Annotated in this window: 13 protein-coding genes and 1 tRNA gene; 4 read left to right on the top strand and 10 right to left on the bottom strand. The window is 71.3% G+C overall.

Going from position 1 to position 19,229, the window contains the following annotated elements; genetic code table 11:
• Position 1: 1 nt before the first annotated feature.
• On the bottom strand, positions 2-1,798 hold the full coding sequence (locus ACF1ED_RS11610) for a bifunctional metallophosphatase/5'-nucleotidase (protein WP_391759093.1): 1,797 nt from the start codon (positions 1,796-1,798) through the stop codon (positions 2-4).
• Between the two features lie 147 nt (positions 1,799-1,945).
• Between ACF1ED_RS11610 and ACF1ED_RS11605 the strand changes: the two genes are divergently transcribed.
• Positions 1,946-2,629 carry an SIMPL domain-containing protein gene (locus ACF1ED_RS11605; RefSeq protein ID WP_391759091.1) on the top strand — a complete coding sequence of 228 codons (684 nt, stop codon included), beginning with the start codon at positions 1,946-1,948 and terminating at the stop codon, positions 2,627-2,629.
• A gap of 147 nt (positions 2,630-2,776) precedes the next feature.
• Positions 2,777-4,204, top strand: a complete 1,428-nt coding sequence (pyk, locus tag ACF1ED_RS11600) for a pyruvate kinase (protein WP_391759089.1) — start codon at positions 2,777-2,779, stop codon at positions 4,202-4,204.
• A 376-nt stretch (positions 4,205-4,580) separates the two neighbouring features.
• Here pyk and ACF1ED_RS11595 read toward each other — a convergent pair.
• Positions 4,581-4,653 (bottom strand) — tRNA-Leu (locus tag ACF1ED_RS11595).
• Between the two features lie 115 nt (positions 4,654-4,768).
• Here ACF1ED_RS11595 and ACF1ED_RS11590 point away from each other — a divergent pair.
• The gene (locus tag ACF1ED_RS11590) at positions 4,769-5,422 is read left to right on the top strand and encodes an ANTAR domain-containing response regulator (protein WP_391759087.1); all 654 of its coding nucleotides are present in this window, start codon (positions 4,769-4,771) and stop codon (positions 5,420-5,422) included.
• 77 nt (positions 5,423-5,499) lie between these two features.
• Here ACF1ED_RS11590 and ACF1ED_RS11585 read toward each other — a convergent pair whose 3' ends face one another.
• The 7 genes from ACF1ED_RS11585 to ACF1ED_RS11555 form a co-directional block, all read right to left on the bottom strand.
• The gene (locus ACF1ED_RS11585) at positions 5,500-6,216 is read right to left on the bottom strand and encodes an ABC transporter ATP-binding protein (RefSeq protein ID WP_391759085.1); all 717 of its coding nucleotides are present in this window, start codon (positions 6,214-6,216) and stop codon (positions 5,500-5,502) included.
• Positions 6,213-7,301 (bottom strand): ABC transporter ATP-binding protein, encoded by a 1,089-nt coding sequence (locus ACF1ED_RS11580; protein WP_391759084.1) that lies wholly within the window; start codon positions 7,299-7,301, stop codon positions 6,213-6,215. The genes ACF1ED_RS11585 and ACF1ED_RS11580 overlap by 4 nt, the downstream gene beginning before the upstream one ends.
• Before the next feature lie 3 nt (positions 7,302-7,304).
• Positions 7,305-9,152 (bottom strand): branched-chain amino acid ABC transporter permease, encoded by a 1,848-nt coding sequence (locus ACF1ED_RS11575; protein ID WP_391759082.1) that lies wholly within the window; start codon positions 9,150-9,152, stop codon positions 7,305-7,307.
• A gap of 5 nt (positions 9,153-9,157) precedes the next feature.
• Positions 9,158-10,087 (bottom strand): branched-chain amino acid ABC transporter permease, encoded by a 930-nt coding sequence (locus tag ACF1ED_RS11570; RefSeq protein ID WP_391759080.1) that lies wholly within the window; start codon positions 10,085-10,087, stop codon positions 9,158-9,160.
• 129 nt (positions 10,088-10,216) lie between these two features.
• Positions 10,217-11,455, bottom strand: coding sequence for a branched-chain amino acid ABC transporter substrate-binding protein (locus tag ACF1ED_RS11565; RefSeq protein ID WP_351841190.1), 1,239 nt, complete (start codon positions 11,453-11,455; stop codon positions 10,217-10,219).
• A gap of 709 nt (positions 11,456-12,164) precedes the next feature.
• Positions 12,165-12,668, bottom strand: a complete 504-nt coding sequence (locus tag ACF1ED_RS11560) for a hotdog fold thioesterase (protein WP_391759077.1) — start codon at positions 12,666-12,668, stop codon at positions 12,165-12,167.
• A 63-nt stretch (positions 12,669-12,731) separates the two neighbouring features.
• On the bottom strand, positions 12,732-15,020 hold the full coding sequence (locus ACF1ED_RS11555; RefSeq protein WP_391759075.1) for an FdhF/YdeP family oxidoreductase: 2,289 nt from the start codon (positions 15,018-15,020) through the stop codon (positions 12,732-12,734).
• Between the two features lie 122 nt (positions 15,021-15,142).
• Here ACF1ED_RS11555 and polA point away from each other — a divergent pair, with 122 nt between their 5' ends.
• Entirely contained in the window at positions 15,143-17,848 is a 2,706-nt protein-coding gene (gene polA / locus ACF1ED_RS11550) for a DNA polymerase I (protein WP_391759073.1), read from the top strand.
• A 394-nt stretch (positions 17,849-18,242) separates the two neighbouring features.
• Here the strand turns inward: polA and ACF1ED_RS11545 are convergent, their stop codons facing one another.
• Positions 18,243-19,199: a DUF4184 family protein gene (locus ACF1ED_RS11545; protein WP_391759071.1), complete on the bottom strand. Its 957-nt coding sequence runs from the start codon at positions 19,197-19,199 to the stop codon at positions 18,243-18,245.
• Positions 19,200-19,229: the final 30 nt, after the last annotated feature.

Below are 19,229 nucleotides of genomic sequence, written 5' to 3'. Positions count from 1 at the left end.
GCTAGAAGACGGGCACGCCGTCCCGGGTCAGCCTCCAGTCCACCGAGGCGAACCGCCCCGGGTCGACCGTGCCCTTGGCCCGCACCCACTGGATGATCGTGTTGCGGATCTCGTCCGAGTTCGCCCACAGCTGCTCGGCCCCGGCGACGTGCGGGAAGGCGCCGCCGCCGCTGGCGCGGTAGTTGTTGACGGCGAGGACGAACTTCGCGGCCGGGTCCAGCGGCCGGCCCTCGAAGGACAGGCCGGTGATCCGCTGCCCGGCCGGCTTGGCGATGTCGATGTCGTACGTCAGCCCGGAGACGGCGTCGTAGTTGTAGTCCGGGGTGTTGTCCGCGTTGGTGAGCTTCGCGGTGTCGACGGGGGCGCCCGCCGGGGTCTGGACGTAGTACTTCGCCGAGTACTCCAGGTACTCCTTCAGCTGGGCGCCCGTCATCAGGCGGGCCTCCAGGGTGTTCTCGAAGGGGTAGAGCCCGGCGGCGTCCTTGATGGTGATCTCGCCGGACGGGATGCGGGCCGTGCGGGAGAAGCAGGAGGCCTGCGAGAGCACCGGCAGGGAGGCGTACGCGCCGCCGGCCAGCGCGGCCTTCACGGTCTCGGCCTGGACGACGTTGATCAGGTCGATGATCGGCTCGTCCTTCCACGGCGCGTCGGCCGTGGTCATGGCGGCGGTGGAGGTGCCGATGACCGTGTTGACGTACTCGACGACCTTCTTGTGCTCGTCGGCGAGGAGGCCGGTGATCTCCGGGTCCTCCTCGACGGTGTTGGAGTTGAGGACCTGGGCGGCGACCTTCTCCACCGTCCAGCGGCCCCCGGCCCACACGAGGTCGAAGTCGAAGAGGGTGAGGCGCTGGCCCCACTTCAGCGGCTCGGAGAGGACGACCTCCTCGCCGGTCTCCTTGTTGGCGATCCGGTACTCGGGGATCTCGGTGTGGGCGTGGCCGACGAGGATCGCGTCGATGCCGGGGACCTGCTCGGCGACGAGGCCGGCGGCGTTCTCGACGTGCGGGAGCTGGTCACCGTACGAGGAGGTGCCGCTGGAGCCGGAGTGCGCGGAGACGACCACGACGTCGGCGCCCATCGAGCGCAGCTTCGGCACCCACTTCGCGGCCTGCTCCTCCAGGCCGGGGAAGACCATCTTCCCGCTGACGTTGGCCTTGTCCCAGATGGCGATGCCGGGGTTGGTCAGGCCGAGCACCGCGACCTTGACGTCCTTGCCGTGCGGGGTGCGCAGGCGGTGGAAGCTGTACGGCGGGAAGGCCGGGCGCAGGGTCTTCGCGTCGAGCGCGTTCGCGCCGAGCAGCGGGAAGTCGCACTGCTCCTCGAACTTCCGCAGCACCGGGATGCCGTAGTTGAACTCGTGGTTGCCGAGCGCGGCGGCGTCGTAGCCGATGGCGTTCATGGCCTGGGCCATCGGGTGGACCGGGCCGCCGGCCTTCGTGATGGGGTCGATCTTGGCGTAGTAGTACGAGAGCTGGGTGCCCTGGATGGTGTCGCCGGCGTCGATGAGGAGGGTGTTGCGGCGGCCCTTGGCGGCGCGGACCTGGTTCACCAGGGTGGAGATCTTGGCGAGGCCGACGTCGTTGTGGGCCTTGTCGTCGAACTCCTTGTCCGTGAAGTAGTCCCAGTTGAGGACGTTCCCGTGCAGGTCGGTGGTGCCCATGACGGTGAAGGAGTACCGCTTGGCCGGCTTGGGGCGGGCACCGCGGGCCTCGGCGGGAGCGGCGACCCCGGCGGTGAGGGCGGCCCCGGCTCCGAGGGCGGCGGAGCTCTCCAGGAAGGTCCGGCGGTTCAGCGGCATGTGTGTCTCTCCTTGTTCCGTGGCGCTGCTTCGGGTGCACAACGCGCGTAGATTCTGGCTCAGACCTTTCGCCGGGAACAGTCCTTTCGGGTTACGGAGTGGGAAAGTGTTCGTATGCCACCGATCCCCGGTCCGGAGGAGCACGCCATGACGCACCCCCACCCCACCCCCGGGGCGCCGCAGGTGACGGTCCGCGGGGAGGGCCTGATCGAGGTCGAGCCGGAGCTGGCCCGCATCGCGGTGACCGTCTCCGCGCGCGGCGTCGACCGGGCCCCCGTGCTCGCGGACCTGACCCGGCGCAACGCCGAGGTCCTCGATCTGATCAGGGCGCGCGGGGCGGCCGTGGCGAAGCTGGAGACGGGCGGCCTCTCGATCGCCCCGGAGCGGCCCCGCCGGGGGAAGGGCGAGCAGCCGAGGATCCACCGGGGGCACGTGCGGATCACCACCGAACTCACCGACTTCGCCGCCCTCGGCGAGCTGGTGGCCCAACTCGCCGACCGGGACCAGGTCGAGGTGAACGGCCCGTGGTGGGAGCTGCGCCAGGACTCGGAGGCGTACGGGGAGGCGCGCCGGCTCGCGGTGACGGAGGCGGTGCGGCGGGCGCGCTCCTACGCGCAGGCGCTGGGCACCTCGCTGGGCTCACTCCTCGAACTGTCGGACGCCGGGCTGCCCGAGCCGGGTGTGGGACGGGGCGGCGGCTTCTTCCCGGTGTCCGCGGCCTTCGCCGAGGAGGGCGCCGGCGGGGCGCCCTCCCTCGACCTCGAACCGCAGCGCCGGACGGTGACCGCCGAGGTCGTCGCGCGCTTCACGATGCTGCCGCCCGCACTCTGAGACGAGGGGCCCCGAGGCGCGGAAAACGCTCATCGGAGCAGTCCGGCGCACAGATTCAAGTCTTGTCAACAGCGTTTCATGGAAAGGTTGTTGAGTAGTCATGCGGGACCCACCGGCTACTGATGGGTAAGGCCCTAGGCTCGCCTCATGCGCCGAGCGAAAATCGTTTGTACCCTTGGGCCCGCCACCGAAACATACGACCAGATCAAGGCATTGATCGAGGCCGGAATGGACGTGGCCCGCCTCAACCTCAGCCACGGCACCTACGCCGAGCACGAGGAGCGTTACCAGCGGGTCCGCAAGGCGGCCGACGAGACCGGCCGCAGCGTCGGGGTCCTCGCCGACCTTCAAGGCCCGAAGATCCGGCTCGGCCGCTTCCGCGAGGGTCCGGTACTCCTTGAACGCGGCGACGACTTCACCATCACCGTCGAGCCGGCGGAGGGCGACCGCCACTGCTGCGGCACCACCTACTCCGGCCTGGCGGCGGACGTCACCGCCGGTGAGCGGATCCTCGTCGACGACGGACGCGTCACCCTGGAGGTCACCTCCGTCGACGGGCCCCGGGTGCGCACCCGGGTCGTCGAGGGCGGCATGGTCTCGGACCACAAGGGGCTCAACCTGCCGGGCGTCGCGGTCTCCGTCCCGGCGCTCTCCGAGAAGGACGTCGAGGACCTCCGCTGGGCGCTGCGCACCGGTGCCGACGTCATCGCCCTCTCCTTCGTCCGCTCCGCCCGGGACATCGAGGACGTCCACCGGATCATGGACGAGGAGGGCCGCCGCCTCCCGGTCATCGCCAAGATCGAGAAGCCGCAGGCGGTCGAGAACATCGAGGAGATCGTCGCCGCCTTCGACGGCATCATGGTCGCCCGCGGCGACCTCGGCGTCGAGATGCCGCTGGAGCAGGTGCCGATCGTCCAGAAGCGCGCGGTCAAGCTCGCCAAGCGGAACGCCAAGCCGGTCATCGTCGCCACCCAGATGCTCGACTCCATGATCGACAACTCCCGGCCCACCCGCGCCGAGGCCTCCGACGTGGCCAACGCCGTCATCGACGGCACCGACGCCGTGATGCTCTCCGGCGAGACCAGCGTGGGCCGCCACCCGATCGAGACGGTCCGCACCATGAGCCGGATCGTCGAGGCCGCGGAGGAGGACGTCCTCGCCAAGGGCCTGCCGCCGCTGACCGAGCGGAACAAGCCGCGCACCCAGGGCGGCGCGGTGGCCCGTGCCGCCGCCGAGATGGGCGACTTCCTCGGCGCGAAGTTCCTGGTCGCCTTCACGCAGTCCGGCGACACCGTGCGGCGGCTCTCCCGCTACCGCTCGCCGATTCCGCTGCTCGCCTTCACGCCGGACCCGGCGACCCGCTCGCAGCTCAACCTCACCTGGGGCGTCGAGACCTTCCTCGGCCCGCACGTCGACTCCACGGACGCCATGGTCGCGCAGGTCGACGAGGAGCTGCTCCGCATCGGGCGCTGCGCGAAGGGCGACGTCGTGGTGATCACGGCCGGCTCCCCGCCCGGTGTCTCGGGCTCGACCAACCTGGTCCGCGTCCACCACATCGGAGAGCCGCTCTCCTGACGGCACGCCGAAAAGAGCCCCGCCACCCGCGCTTGGTGGCGGGGCCCTCGTGCTCCCGGGCCATAGGGAGTACCGGAGGGAAGGGACGTCCCCGGAAACCTCGACGAGGACTCCCGGCGAGAACCACGCCCCGTCGGACGGGAGGCGGCTTCGCCCTCCAAGGTCCGCACCTGCGCCCCGCCGCGCCCGAAGGGGATCCTCGACCGGCCCCCGAAGCGCACGAACCGACCCCTCCCGGCGCGAAGGAGGCCCGGGCCCTGTCCGTGCCCCGCGTACGTCCCGTACCGGACCGCGAGGGAGGTGTGCTGGGGGAGCCCTCGGCCGTCTCCTGGAGCGGAACGCCTGAAGGTCTCATTCCTAGGAATCGAAGGTAATGTGCCCCGGGTGGGATTCGAACCCACGCTGGATGGTGTTTGAGACCACTGCCTCTACCGCTGGGCTACCGGGGCTTCCTTTGAAACAAAGGCCGATGATCACCCGCCGTGCCCCTACCTTACAGGAGGTGGGTAGGCTCATGGGGAGCTGTATCCGCCTCGGAACGAGGCCATCGAACGAGGAGCCCGCGTGACTGCCCCCGAGTCGCCCCAGCCCGCCGACGACGTCGAATCGTCCCACGTCCCGCCGCTGACCACCCGCGTCGTCATCGCCGAGGACGAGGCGCTGATCCGCCTCGACCTCAAGGAGATGCTGGAGGAGGAGGGCTACACGGTCGTCGGCGAGGCGGGAGACGGAGCCACCGCCGTCGAGCTGGCCCGCGAGCACCGCCCCGACCTGGTCATCCTGGACGTGAAGATGCCCGTCCTCGACGGCATCTCCGCCGCCGAGAAGATCGCCGGCGAGTCCATCGCCCCGGTCCTCATGCTCACCGCCTTCTCCCAGCGCGACCTCGTCGAGCGGGCCCGCGACGCCGGCGCCATGGCCTACCTGGTCAAGCCCTTCAGCAAGAGCGACGTCGTCCCCGCCATCGAGATGGCCGTCTCCCGCTTCGCCGAGCTGCGCGCCCTGGAGCAGGAGGTCGCCGACCTCAGCCAGCGCCTGGAGACCCGCAAGCTGGTCGACCGCGCCAAGTCGGTCCTCCAGACCCAGTACGGCCTCTCCGAGCCGGCCGCCTTCCGCTGGATCCAGAAGACCTCCATGGACCGCCGCATGTCCATGCAGCAGGTCGCCGAGGCCGTCATCGAGGACGCCGAGGAGAAGAAGGCCGCGAAGGGGCAGTAGCCCCAGGCCCCCGCGCACGACGAGGAGGCCCGCCCCGCGCGACGCGGGGCGGGCCTCCTCGTTCCCGTACGGGGGTGTCAGTCCTCGCCGAGGTACGCCTTGCGCACCGACTCGTCGTGCAGGAGGTCCCGGCCCGTGCCCGAGAGCACGATCTTGCCGATCTCCATCACGTGACCGTGGTCCGCCAGCGCGAGCGCGGCCTGGGCGTTCTGCTCGACGAGCAGGATCGTGGTGCCCTGGGCCTTCAGCTCGGCGATGGTCGCCATGATCTTCTGCATCATGATCGGCGAGAGGCCCATGGAGGGCTCGTCGAGCATCAGCAGCTTGGGCTGGGACATCAGCGCCCGGCCCATGGCGAGCATCTGCTGCTCACCGCCGGAGAGCGTGCCGGCCGCCTGCTTGCGACGCTCGCCCAGGATCGGGAAGAGGTCGTAGGCGCGCTGCACGTCCTTGGCGATGCCGGCCGTGTCCTTCCGGAGGAAGGCGCCGAGGAGGAGGTTCTCCTCGATGGTCATGCGCGGGAAGATGTGCCGGCCCTCGGGGGAGTGGGCCAGGCCCAGCGAGACGATCTTGTGCGCGGGGATCTTGCGGAGGGACTTGCCCTCGAACTTGATCTGCCCGCCGACCGGCTTGAGGAGCCCGGAGAGGGTCCGCAGGGTGGTGGTCTTCCCGGCGCCGTTGGTGCCGATGAGGGTGACGACCTCGCCCGCCTCCACGGAGAAGGAGATGCCCTTGACGGCCTCGATCTTTCCGTAGGCGACGCGCAGGTCCTCGACTTCGAGCAGTGCGGTCATGCGTCGTTCTCCTTGCCCGGAGCGGCGTCCTTCGCGGTCTTCGCCGCGTCCGCCGGGGTGTCGTCCTCGGCCGGGGTCCCGTCGGCCACCGGAGCCTCGTCGGGCGTCTCGTCGTCCGCGCCGGAGGCGTCCTCGGCCGGAGCCGGGGCCTCGTCCTCGTCTTCGGCCGGAGCCGGGGCCTCGGTCTCCGCCGGAGCCTCGTCCGCCGGAGCCTCGTCCGCCGGGGCCTCGTCCGCCGGGGCCTCGGCCTTCGGGGAATCGGCCTTCGGAGTCTCGTCGATCGGCTCGCCGAGGTACGCGGCGATGACCCGCTCGTCGCTCTGGACGGTCTGGCTGTCGCCCTCGATCAGCTTCTGGCCCTGCACGAGCACGGCGACCCGGTCGCACAGGTTGAAGATGAAGCGCATGTCGTGCTCGATGACGAGCACGGCGATGCCCATGTCCCGGATGGCGAAGATGAGTTCCTCGGCCGCCCGGGTCTCCTGCGGGTTCATGCCGGCGGTCGGCTCGTCCAGCAGGATCAGGCCCGGGTCGCTGGCGAGCGCGCGGGCGATCTCCAGCTTGCGCTGCTCGCCGTACGGCAGGTTCTTGGAGAGGTGCTGCGCCTTCGCGGCGAGCCCGACGAACTCCAGGAGCTCCATCGCCCGCTTCTCGGAGGCCGCCTCGGCCCGCTTGAAGCCCGGGCCGCGCAGCAGGGCGGACCAGAGGCCCTCCTTGGTGCGGGTGTGCCGGCCGACGAGCACGTTCTCCAGGACCGTCATGTTGTTGAAGAGACGGATGTTCTGGAAGGTACGGGCGATGCCGGCCGCGGTGACCTTGAAGGACTTCGGCGGCAGGACCTGGCCCTTGTAGCGGACCTCGCCCTCGGTGGGCACGTACAGACCGGTCAGGCAGTTGAAGAAGGTCGTCTTGCCGGCGCCGTTGGGGCCGATCAGACCGACGATCTCGCCGCTGTTGACGGTGAGGTTCACATCGCGCACGGCGGTCAGGCCGCCGAAGCGCATGGTGACCCCGCGCGCGTCCAGCACGGTCTCGCGGGCGGCCGGCTCCGCGGTGGCGTCGGCCTTGGTGGTGGTCGTCGTCATGGTTCAGGCACCTGCCTTGGCGGACGGCGCGGCGGGCGCCGGCTGCTCGTCGTGCTCGTGGAACTCCAGCTGACGGCGCTTGTCGGCCACGATGCCCTCCGGGCGGAAGCGCATGATCAGCACGAGCGCGACGCCGAAGGCGAAGAGCTGGTACTCGCCCATGAACTGGAGCTTGTTCGGGATGAGGAAGAGCAGGGCCGCGCCGACCAGCGGACCGCTCATCGTGCCCATGCCGCCGAGGACGACGGCCGCGAGCAGGAAGGCGGAGTTGGGCGGGATCGGACCGGCGAAGAGGTACTGCTCCGGGGTCACCGTGTAGGTGACGTGGGCCTGCACCGTACCGGCCAGACCGGCCAGACCGGCGCCGAGCGCGAAGGCGATCAGCTTCACCCGGAAGCCGTTGATGCCCATCGCGAGCGCGGCGGTCTCGTCCTCGCGGATCGCCACCCAGGCGCGGCCGATGCGGGAGTCGCCGGAGCGCCGGAAGACCAGCACGACGACCGCCGTGATCAGCAGCATCAGGAAGAAGTAGTTGGCGAAGCGGCCGATGGTGAAGCCGGCGATGGTGTGCGGCTGGCCGAAGTCGAACCCGAAGAAGTTCAGGTTCGGGATGGACGCGATGCCGTTCGAGCCGTTGGTGATGTCCGGGCCCGAGGTGCCGTCGGTGTTCATCACCGTGATGCGGAAGATCTCACCGAAGCCGAGCGTCACGATGGCGAGGTAGTCGCCGCGCAGCCGCAGGGTCGGCGCGCCGATCAGGACGCCGAAGACCACGGAGGCCGCGGCGCCGACGAGGATCGCCGCCCAGAAGGGGAAGTGCACGCCGAACGGCGAGGTCGGGGCGCCCGAGACGAGGGCCGCCGCGTAGGCGCCGACGCCGAGGAAGGCGACGTAGCCGAGGTCGAGCAGACCGGCGAGGCCGACGACGATGTTCAGGCCCAGGGCGACCGTGGCGAAGATCAGGATGTAGACGCCGAGCGTCGCGTACTGGTCGTCGGTCTGGGTGAAGGGGAACAGCGCCGCGGCGATGAACGCGCCCGCGATCGTGAGGTTCTGGTGCTTCGCGGTGAGCTGCGTGACCTGCTTGAGCAGACCCGAGGCGCCGATCGCGGCGAAGCCGAGGCCGGCCGTGATCAGGAAGCCGAGGAAGAGCTCGTCGTACTCGGTGCCGATGCCGTAGGTGAAGACGCTCAGGGCCAGGCCGAGGACGACCGCGATGATCAGGATCTCGACGGCGTTCGGCAGCGCCGGGAGCTTCCGCACCGCGTGCGGGGCGGCGAAGGCGGCCTTGATGTAGGCCCACTTGTTGCGCCGCTGGTGCTTCTGCTGGTCCCAGAAGGTGTCCTCCGGGTCGACCGGCAGCACGGTCGGACGCTTGAAGGGCAGGTCCAGGGCGGCCAGCAGGGTGACCAGGGTGGCCACCGCGAGGACGAAGCCGCCGGGCTCCAGGTTGACGAGCCCGCCGAGTTCGACGCTGATCGCGATGACGGTGAACCAGGCGGTGCCGAAGGAGGCCAGCGCGCCGAACTTGACCGCGCCGTCGGCGCCGGCCGGCGTCAGCCAGCCGAGGCCCTTGACGCCGTACGAGGAGAGGGCGAAGAGGGCGGTCAGGACGCCCAGCAGCAGGACCTGGAGCTGGAGTCCGGCCGGGTAGCCGTAGACGGTGAGGTCGCCCGGGAAGTCGGAGTCCCAGGTCCAGGAGAGGAAGCAGCTCGCGACCGTCAGGACGGAGCCGCCGAGGACGACGGCGCGGGCGGCGCGCTCCGGCAGGACGCCGATCAGGCCGCGGTCGGCGGTCTTCACGGCCTCGTCGGTGGCGGGTGCCTGGGGGTTCTCGGAGATGGTGGTCATGGTGCTCACGCCCTGTCCGCGACGCGCTCGCCGAGCAGACCCTGGGGCCTGGCGAGGAGGACGACGATGAGGAGTACGAAGGCCCAGACGTTGGCCCAGGACTGGCCGCCGAGCTGCTCCATACCGGGGATCTGGTCGACGTAGGCGGTGGCCATGGTCTCGGCGACGCCGAGGACGAGGCCGCCGATCATGGCGCCGTAGATGTTGCCGATGCCGCCGAGGACGGCGGCGGTGAACGCCTTGAGTCCGAGGAGGAAGCCCATCTTGTAGTCGACGACGCCGTACTTGAGGCCGTACGCGACGGCACCGACGGCGGCGAAGACGGCGCCGAGGGCGAACGCGATCACGATGATGCGGTCGGTGTTGACGCCCATGAGCTTCGCGGTGTCCGGGTCCTGCGCCGTGGCCTGCATGCCGCGCCCGGTGCGGGTGCGCATGACGAAGAAGGCGAGGAAGGCCATGCAGACGGGGGCCGCGATCACCAGGAAGACGTCACCGGTCTGGATGGTGACCGGGCCGAGTTCGATCGGGCCGCCGGGGATCTGCGGGAAGGTGCGCGCGGACTTCGCCTCCGGGTACCAGACCCAGACGGCGTACTGCAGGGCGAGCGACAGGCCGATGGCCGTGATGAGCGGGGCGAGACGCGGGCCGCCCCGGAGCGGACGGTAGGCGAACCGTTCCGCTCCGACGGCTATGGTCGTCGCGACGATCACGGCACCGATGATCATGAGCGGCAGGGCCACCCACATGCTGGTGCCGCCGGGCAGGATGAGCCAGACCGTCAGGGCCCCGAAGCCGCCGGTCATGAAGATCTCGCCGTGGGCGAAGTTGATGAGCTGGACGATGCCGTAGACCATCGTGTAGCCGACGGCGACCAGCCCGTACATGGATCCCAGTAGCAGGCCGTTGACCAGCTGCTGCGGCAGTTCGTTCACCGCATTGTCCTCCGAGACTTTCGACGGATATGACACCGCGCGGGGTGCCTGGTGTGTGCGGCCCCCCGCGCGGTGAAATGGTGGTGCTGAGTTGGGGTGGAGCTGAGGATCAGCTGCCGGAGTGCTCGGTCACTCGCCGAAGGTGCCGGACTTGACCGGGGCGAAGGCGCCGCCCTTGACCTGGTAGACGGTGAGCTGCTTGTTGGTGGTGTCACCGAACTCGTCGAAGGCGACCGAGCCGGTCACGCCCTCGAAGGAGACGCCCTGCAGGGCCTCGACGACCTTGGCGCGGGCGTCGTCGGGCAGCTTGCCGCCGTTGCCGTCGACGACCTTCTTGACGGCCTCGATGATCGACCAGGTCGAGTCGTAGGAGTAGCCGCCGTAGGCCTCGAAGGCCTCCTTGTAGTTCTCGGCCTTGTAGTTGGCCAGGAACTCCTTGGCGGAGGCCAGGGACTCGATCGGGGCGCCGACGGAGGTGGCGATGTCGCCCTCGGCCGCGGCGGCACCCGCCAGCTTGACGTACTCGGGGCTGAAGAGCGCGTCACCGCCGACGACGGTGACCTTGGCGCCGGCCTCCTTGATCTGCTTGGCCAGCGGGCCGGCGGCCGGGTACTCGCCACCGTAGTAGACGACGTCCGCGCCGGAGTTCTTGACCTGGGTGGCGACCGCGGAGAAGTCCTTGGTGTCCGGGTCGATGTGCTGGGTGCCGACGGTCTTGCCGCCGAGCTTCTCCCACTCGCCCTTGAAGGTGCCCGCGAGGCCGGCGCCGTAGGTCTTCTTGTCGTCGATGATGAACGCCTTGGTCTTCTTGGCGTCGTTGAAGACGTACTGGGCCGCGAAGGGGCCCTGGATCGCGTCCGTGGTGGCGGTGCGGAAGTACGACTTGTAGCCGCGCTTCTTGTCGCCGGTGGCCCAGTTCGGGCCCTGGGAAAGCGACGGGTTGGTGTTGGCCGGGGAGACCTGCACCAGCTTCGCGTCGTCGAAGACCTTCTGCATGGACTCGGCGACGCCGGAGTTCAGCGGGCCGACCACGCCGAGGACGGTCTTGTCGGCGACCAGCTTGGTGGCGTTCTGCTGGCCGGCGGACGGCTGGGCCTGGTCGTCCAGGGTCTCCAGCTTGAAGGTCACGCCCTTGACGTACTGCTTCTTGTTGGCCGTCTTGACCGCGAGGTCGGCGGAGTTCTTGATGCCGAGGCCGAGGGCCGAGAGCTCACCGGTGAGCGGGGCGTCCAGACCGATGGTGACGGTGACGCCGCCGCCCTCGCCCGAGCTGTCACCACCCTTGTCGTCGCGCGAACCGCAGGCGGTGAGAGTGAGTGCTCCCGCGGTGACCGCGGTGGTGAGTATGAGCAACGAACGGTTTCGCACGAAGGGTCCTTTCCCTGGCGCGGCCCCCTCTGCCGAGGCGGTGCCGTGAAGCTGCGGAGCAAGAGGTGCCGTTGGTGAATGCCGGGCCGTACTGAGTGCTGATACGAGGCCGTGCAGTAGGTCGCGCCGAGTGGCGCGGTGACTGGCGGTGACTCTAAGCGCAGGTGGGGAGGGTCGGGGAGCGCCGGGGGAAGGATGTGACTGTCTTGTTATGCCGACGGCTCGAGCGGGGCTGAGAGGTCCGGGTAAATCCGGTCATAATGCTCTGTAACACGGTGTTCACATAGTGAGAACGCGCAGTTCCGCTAAGGGGCTTGAGGGAATCTTGGTACTGACGAGGAACTTCGGCGACTCTCCGGATATCGGACAGGGCGCCCGAACTGAGCGGACGGATGTCAAGCCCCGGCCTCCGGTCCGCACCCCCGAGTGATCGCTACGGAGCGTGACGGAAAGCGGCCTGCCGGGGCCCGTGCGGACGGCCTCCCGGGCGGCTGGAATCCACCACTTTCGAACGTACCTCCGAGGCCCGTGAGTTGGGAGGGGCTGGCGTGAAAACGACATGCGGGAGCGGCAGTTGGGGCGCGCACGGTGACCGTCCGCACGGCGGCCTTCGCGGTCGGCCCGCCGGACCCGGGCCCGGACGCGCCGAAGGGGGCGGTACGCCTCCGCGTGCCGCCCCCTCCGGGAAACCGGTCGAACTCGCTCCGGATCAGGCGCCGTCGGCCCGCCCCGCCTTCGGCGCCTCCACCGCCGCGAGGGGGCCGACCTCCCGCAGCATGCAGGTCAGCCGCGCCGAGCAGACCCGGCGCCCCTCCTCGTCGCTGATGACGATCTCGTACGTCGCCGTGGACCGGCCCCGGTGCACCGGGGTCGCCACGCCGGTCACCAGACCGCTGCGCGCCCCCCGGTGATGGGTGCAGTTCAGGTCCACGCCCACGGCGATCTTCGACGAGCCGCCGTGCAGCATCGAGCCCACCGAGCCCAGGGTCTCCGCCAGCACCGCCGAGGCGCCGCCGTGCAGCAGCCCGTACGGCTGGGTGTTGCCCTCCACCGGCATGGTGCCGACGACCCGCTCGGCCGACGCCTCCAGGATCTGGACGCCCATCCGGTTCCCCAGGTGTCCCGCCGAGAAGAGCGCCGGCAGATCCACGCCGAGCGCGGCGTACTCGTCGATGACCTCCTGCGGGAACTTCACGTGCTGCTGCTCACCCATGGCCCGGCTCCGTTCGTCTTCGTACGGCTGATCGTCCCGCCGCCCCGCTCGCTGAGCAAGCGCTTAGGCGGACGGCTGCGGCGATTCTTCCAGACGCACGACGACGGACTTGCTCGCGGGGGTGTTGCTGATGTCGGCCGTCGACTCCAGCGGGACCAGCACGTTCGTCTCCGGGTAGTAGGCCGCCGCGCAGCCCCGGGCCGTCGGGTAGTGCACCACCCGGAAACCGGGCGCCCGCCGCTCGCTGCCGTCCGTCCACTCGCTCACCAGGTCCGCGTAGGACCCGTCGGCGAGCCCCAGCCGCGCCGCGTCCTCCGGGTGCACCATGACCACCCGGCGGCCGCCCCGGATGCCCCGGTAGCGGTCGTCCAGGCCGTAGATCGTGGTGTTGTACTGGTCGTGCGAGCGGAGCGTCTGGAGGAGCAGCCGCCCCTCCGGCACCCGCGGGTACTCCACCGGCGCCGCCGTGAAGTTGGCCTTGCCCGTCTTCGTCGGGAAGCGGCGCTCGTCCCGCGGCGCGTGCGGCAGCGCGAAGCCGGCCGGGTCCGCCGCCAGCCGCGCGTTGAAGTCCTCGAAGCCGGGCACCACGCGGGCGATCCGGTCCCGCACCGCCGCGTAGTCCGCCTCGAACTCCTCCCACGGCGTCCGCGACGCCTCGCCGAGCACCGCCCGCGCCATCCGCGCCACGATCGCCGGCTCGGACAGCAGGTGCGGGCTCGCCGGCGGCAGGTTGCCCCGCGAGGCGTGCACCTGGCCCATCGAGTCCTCGACCGTGACGAACTGCCGCCCGCTCCTCTGCACGTCCTTGTCCGTGCGGCCCAGCGTCGGCAGGATCAGGGCCCGCCTGCCCGTCACCGCGTGCGAGCGGTTCAGCTTCGTCGACACGTGCACGGTCAGCCGGGCGTTGCGCATCGCCGCCTCGGTGACCCCGGTGTCCGGCGTCGCGCCGACGAAGTTGCCGCCCATCGCGAAGAAGACCTTCGCCTCGCCGTCCCGCAGCGCCTGGATGGAGCGCACCACGTCGAAGCCGTGGTGGCGCGGCGAGACGATCCCGAACTCCTCGTCCAGCGCGTCCAGGAAGGCCGGGGCCGGGCGCTCGAAGATGCCCATCGTCCGGTCGCCCTGCACGTTCGAATGCCCGCGCACCGGGCAGACGCCCGCGCCCGGCCGCCCGATGTTCCCCCGGAGCAGCAGCAGGTTGACCACCTCGCGGATGGTCGGCACGGAGTGCTTGTGCTGGGTCAGGCCCATCGCCCAGCAGACGATCGTCCGCTCCGAGGCCAGCACCATCTCCAGGGCCCGCTCGATCTCCGCGCGGGAGAGCCCGGTCGCCGCCAGGGTCTCCTCCCAGTCGGCCTCCCCGGCCGCCGCCCGGAACTCCTCGAAGCCGTGGGTGTGCTCCCGCACGAACTCCTCGTCGACCGCCCCCGGCGCGTCGAGGACCAGCTTGTTGAGCAGCCGGAAGAGGGCCTGGTCGCCGCCGATCCGGATCTGGAGGAAGAGATCGGTCAGCGCCGTCCCCTTCAGCATGCCCTGCGGGGTCTGCGGGTTCTTGAACCGCTCCAGACCGGCCTCCGGCAGCGGGTTCACGGAGATGATCCGCGCCCCGGCCGCCTTCGCCCTCTCCAGCGCCGACAGCATCCGCGGATGGTTCGTCCCCGGGTTCTGCCCCGCCACGATGATCAGGTCCGCCCGGTGCAGGTCCTCCAGGGAGACGCTGCCCTTGCCGATGCCGATCGTCTCGGTCAGCGCCGAGCCCGAGGACTCGTGGCACATGTTCGAGCAGTCCGGCAGGTTGTTGGTGCCGAACTCGCGCGCGAAGAGCTGGAGCAGGAACGCGGCCTCGTTGCTGGTCCGGCCCGAGGTGTAGAAGAGCGCCTCGTCGGGGGAGGAGAGCGCGGTCAGCTCCTCCGCCAGGATCGCGAAGGCCCGCTCCCAGGTCACCGGCTCGTACCGGTCCGCGCCCTCCGGCAGGTACACCGGCTCGGTGATCCGGCCCTGCTGCCCCAGCCAGTACCCGCTCCGCTCCGCCAGCTCCGCCACCGGGTGCGCGGCGAAGAACTCCGGAGTCACCCGCCGCAGCGTCGCCTCCTCGGCGACCGCCTTCGCGCCGTTCTCGCAGAACTCCGCCACGTGCCGCTGGTCGCCCTCCGGCCAGGCGCAGCCGGGACAGTCGAAGCCGTCCTTCTGGTTGACCTTGAGCAGCGTCCGCGCGGTGCGCACGGTCCCCATCTGCTCCCGGGCGATCCGGAGCGTGTGCCCGATGGCGGGCAGGCCCGCGGCGGCGTGCTGCGGCGGCGTGACCTGCGGTGCGTCCTGGACCGGGTCGCCGGCCGGCGGCTTGCTGACCATCGCGCTCTCCCTTGAGCGGTAATCCTGTGGCGTACGTCTCCGATCCTGTCACGCGGCGCCGACAGCCCGGCACCCCGGCCGGTGTGGAGGGGATTGTCGGCGGCCCGTGGCAGGATCGTCCCGTGGCCGAGACAGCATCGAAGAACCCCGCAGACACCCGCCCCCGCCTGCTCCTCATGGACGGGCACTCGCTCGCGTACCGGGCGTTCTACGCACTGCCCGTGGAGAACTTCACCACCGTGACCGGGCAGCCGACGAACGCGATCTACGGCTTCGCGTCGATGCTGGCGAACACCCTGCGCGACGAGGCGCCCACGCACTTCGCCGTCGCCTTCGACGTGTCCCGCAAGACCTGGCGCGCGCAGGAGTTCCCCGAGTACAAGGCGAACCGCTCCAAGACCCCCGACGAGTTCAAGGGCCAGGTCGAGCTGATCGGCGAGCTCCTCGACGCCATGCACGCGCCGCGGTTCGCCGTCGACGGCTTCGAGGCCGACGACATCATCGCCACCCTCGCCACCCAGGCCGAGGCCGCGGGCTTCGAGGTCCTCATCGTCACCGGCGACCGGGACTCCTTCCAGCTGGTCACCGACCGCACCACCGTGCTCTACCCCACCAAGGGCGTCTCCGAGCTGACCCGCTTCACCCCGGAGAAGGTCCAGGAGAAGTACGGCCTCAGCCCCTCCCAGTACCCCGACTTCGCCGCCCTGCGCGGCGACCCGTCCGACAACCTCCCCGGCATCCCCGGCGTCGGCGAGAAGACCGCCGCCAAGTGGATCACCCAGTTCGGCTCCTTCGCCGAGCTGGTCGAGCGCGCCGACGAGGTCAAGGGCAAGGCCGGGCAGAACTTCCGGGACCACCTGGAGTCCGTCAAGCTCAACCGGGTCCTCACCGAGATGGTCCGGGACGTCGAGCTGCCGAAGACCGTCACCGACCTCGCCCGCGAGCCGTACGACCGCAAGGCCGTCGCCCTGCTCCTCGACACCCTGGAGATCCGCAACCCCTCGCTGCGCGAGCGGCTCCTCGCCGTCGACCCCGGCTCCGCCGAGGAGGCCGAGCCCGCCCCCGGCGTCGAGCTCGACTTCACCGTCCTCGGCGCCGGCGAGCTCGCCCCCTGGCTGGCCGAGCACGGCACCGGGACCCTCGGCGTCGCCACCCTCGACAGCTGGGGCCTGGGCACCGGCAGCGTCTCCGAGATCGCCCTGGCCGGCGCCGGCGGCGAGGCCGCCTGGTTCGACCCCAGCGAGCTGGACGAGGCCGACGAGCGGGCCTGGGCCGCCTGGATCGCCGACCCGGACCGCCCCAAGGTCCTGCACAACGCCAAGGGCGCGATGCGGGTCTTCCCCGAGCACGGCTGGAGCGTCGCGGGCGTCACCATGGACACCGCGCTCGCCGCCTACCTGGTCAAGCCGGGCCGCCGCTCCTTCGCCCTGGACGCCCTCTCCCTGGAGTACCTCGGCCGCGAGCTGGCGCCCGCCGCCGCCACCGAGGGCCAGCTCGCCTTCGGCGCCGAGGACCACGCCGAGGCCGAAGCCCTGATGACCCAGGCCCGCGCCGTCCTCGACCTGGGGGCCGCCTTCGAGTCCCGGCTCGACGAGGTCGGCGCCCGCGACCTGCTGTACGACGTGGAGCTGCCCACCTCCGTCCTCCTGGCCCGCCTGGAGCGGCACGGCATCGCCGCCGACCGCGAGCACCTGGAGGCGATGGAGCAGCAGTTCGCCGGCGCGGTGCAGCAGGCCGTCAAGGAGGCCCACGCCTCCGTCGGCCACGAGTTCAACCTCGGCTCGCCCAAGCAGCTCCAGGAGGTCTTCTTCGGCGAGCTGAACCTCCCGAAGACCAAGAAGACCAAGACCGGCTACACCACCGACGCCGACGCGCTCGCCTGGCTGGCCGGCCAGACCGAGCACGAGCTGCCGGTGATCATGCTCCGCCACCGCGAGCAGGCCCGGCTCCGCTCCACCGTCGAGGGCCTGATCAAGACCGTCGCCGCCGACGGCCGGATCCACACCACCTTCAGCCAGACCGTCGCCGCCACCGGCCGCCTCTCCTCCACCGACCCCAACCTGCAGAACGTGCCGGTGCGGACGGACGAGGGCCGCGCCATCCGGCACGGCTTCGTCGTCGGCGAGGGCTTCGAGTCCCTCATGACCGCCGACTACAGCCAGATCGAACTGCGCGTCATGGCCCACCTCTCCGAGGACGAGGGCCTCATCGAGGCCTTCACCTCCGGCGAGGACCTGCACACCACCGTCGCCTCCCAGGTCTTCGGCGTCGAGCGGTCCGCCGTCGACGCCGAGATGCGCCGCAAGATCAAGGCCATGTCGTACGGCCTCGCCTACGGCCTCTCCGCCTTCGGCCTCGCGCAGCAGCTGAACATCGACCCGGGCGAGGCCCGCGGCCTGATGGACACCTACTTCGAGCGCTTCGGCGGGGTGCGGGACTACCTGCGCCGGGTCGTCGACGAGGCCCGCGCCACCGGCTACACCGAGACCATGCTCGGCCGCCGCCGCTACCTGCCGGACCTCAACAGCGACAACCGCCAGCGCCGCGAGGCCGCCGAGCGGATGGCGCTCAACGCCCCGATCCAGGGCACCGCCGCCGACATCGTCAAGATCGCCATGCTCAAGGTCGACCAGGCGCTCACCGAGGCCGGCCTCGCCTCCCGGATGCTCCTCCAGGTCCACGACGAAATCGTCCTGGAGATCGCCCCCGGCGAGCGCGAGCGGGTCGAGGCCCTGGTCCGCGAGCAGATGTCCGCCGCCGCCGAACTCCGCGCCCCGCTCGACGTCTCCGTCGGCGTCGGCCCGGACTGGGACTCGGCCGCGCACTGACCCGGCACCCGCCCACCGGTGGCCGCACCCCCCTCGCGGGGTGCGGCCACCGGCGTGTGCGCCAGGTGGCGCACTCCGGCGGCGGCGCGCGGCGGGAGCGCTCCCGGGACCGGGGGCACGACCACGATCCGCCGCTCCCGGCTGCGCGTCGGGACCCTCCTCGGCGTCCTGCTCGGGGCGGGCACCGCCCTGCCCGCCGAGGCCCGAAGGACACCCGCCCCCCGCACCTCGCCCGCGATCCGGAGCCCGCCGCCGCGCTGGACGGCCGGGAGAGCACGGTCGCCGCCGCCGTCCACGGCCCCGGCCCGGAGCCTGCGCCGCCGGCTCGGTGACACCCGCCCCTACGACTCCGCCGTCGCCGTCCCCGTTCGCGGCCGGACCCCGGCGGCGGACATCAGCGAGCGCCCGGACGGGAACGCGCCGTACGGCCGCCCGGCTCCCCTTCCATGACCTTCCCGGGACGGCGACCGGGAGCAGGGGCCGAGGCCGGAGCTGGAGCCGAGGCCGGAGCCGGGGCCGGGGCCGGGGCCGGAGCGGGCGCCGGCCCCCGTCCTCGCAGCCGGGCAGCCGTCCCGTACAGCAGCAGCCCCGCGGCGAGCCCCGCGCCCGCCCCGAAACAGGCGGTCGGGATGATGTCGAGCGGGGTCTCGATCCGGCCCCAGCCCCAGTACGCCGCCCAGCGCAGCACCCGGTGCGCGATCCCGGCCGCCACGCACGCCCCGATCAGGGCCAGCGCCGCCCGCCGCTCCCGCCGGCCCGGCACCCGCACCGAGGCGGGCACCTCCGCCCCGGCCGGCACCGACCGCAGCGCCCGGGCCGTGAACCAGCCGAGCAGGCCGAGCGCCAGCGCCGAACCGCCGTACTGCGCGTACTGGTAGACCGGGAAGCCGCCCACCACCTCCGCCAGGAACGGGACCGCCCGCGTCCCCCAGCGGTCGAGGTGCGTGAAGGTGTCCCAGACGACGTGGGTGGTCGCGCCGAGCGCCGCGGAGACGGCGAACCACGCCACGAGCCCGGCCGGCCGCCGCTCCCGCCACGGCCGGCCGCGCACCACCCCGTACACCCGGCCGCGCCACCGCCCGGGCAGCAGCCCGACCAGCGGCTCGCGGACCGTCAGCCACAGTCCCACCAGGGCGGCCGCGATGAGCACGTCGACGGTGACGAGCCCGGCGGGGGAGTGGGTGACGTCCCCGAACTCCATCGCCCCGGGCACCGCCGTCGCCGCGAAGTAGGTGAGGTCGGGGGAGAAGCTGCCGGCCACGAGGGCCGAGGCGACGAACGGGCCGCGCGCGGTGCCGTCCCGCCGCAGCCCCGGCAGGACGGCGGCGGCGTGACTCAGGGTGAAGGGCACGGAAGGAACCTCCCGGTCGTACGGATGATC

The organism is Streptomyces sp. NPDC014656, from assembly GCF_043084305.1.
In the GTDB taxonomy this organism is placed as follows: domain Bacteria; phylum Actinomycetota; class Actinomycetes; order Streptomycetales; family Streptomycetaceae; genus Streptomyces.
This window is presented reverse-complemented; position numbering and strand designations above follow the sequence as displayed.

Excerpts from the sequence above, each read along its gene's own strand:
- ACF1ED_RS11555 (WP_391759075.1), bottom strand. The coding sequence starts at position 15,020 with ATGGTCAGCAAGCCGCCGGCCGGCGACCCGGTCCAGGACGCACCGCAG.
- ACF1ED_RS11575 (WP_391759082.1), bottom strand. The coding sequence starts at position 9,152 with ATGACCACCATCTCCGAGAACCCCCAGGCACCCGCCACCGACGAGGCC.
- ACF1ED_RS11580 (WP_391759084.1), bottom strand. The coding sequence starts at position 7,301 with ATGACGACGACCACCACCAAGGCCGACGCCACCGCGGAGCCGGCCGCC.
- ACF1ED_RS11560 (WP_391759077.1), bottom strand. The coding sequence starts at position 12,668 with ATGGGTGAGCAGCAGCACGTGAAGTTCCCGCAGGAGGTCATCGACGAG.
- ACF1ED_RS11605 (WP_391759091.1), top strand. The coding sequence starts at position 1,946 with ATGACGCACCCCCACCCCACCCCCGGGGCGCCGCAGGTGACGGTCCGC.
- pyk (WP_391759089.1), top strand. The coding sequence starts at position 2,777 with ATGCGCCGAGCGAAAATCGTTTGTACCCTTGGGCCCGCCACCGAAACA.
- ACF1ED_RS11585 (WP_391759085.1), bottom strand. The coding sequence starts at position 6,216 with ATGACCGCACTGCTCGAAGTCGAGGACCTGCGCGTCGCCTACGGAAAG.
- ACF1ED_RS11610 (WP_391759093.1), bottom strand. The coding sequence starts at position 1,798 with ATGCCGCTGAACCGCCGGACCTTCCTGGAGAGCTCCGCCGCCCTCGGA.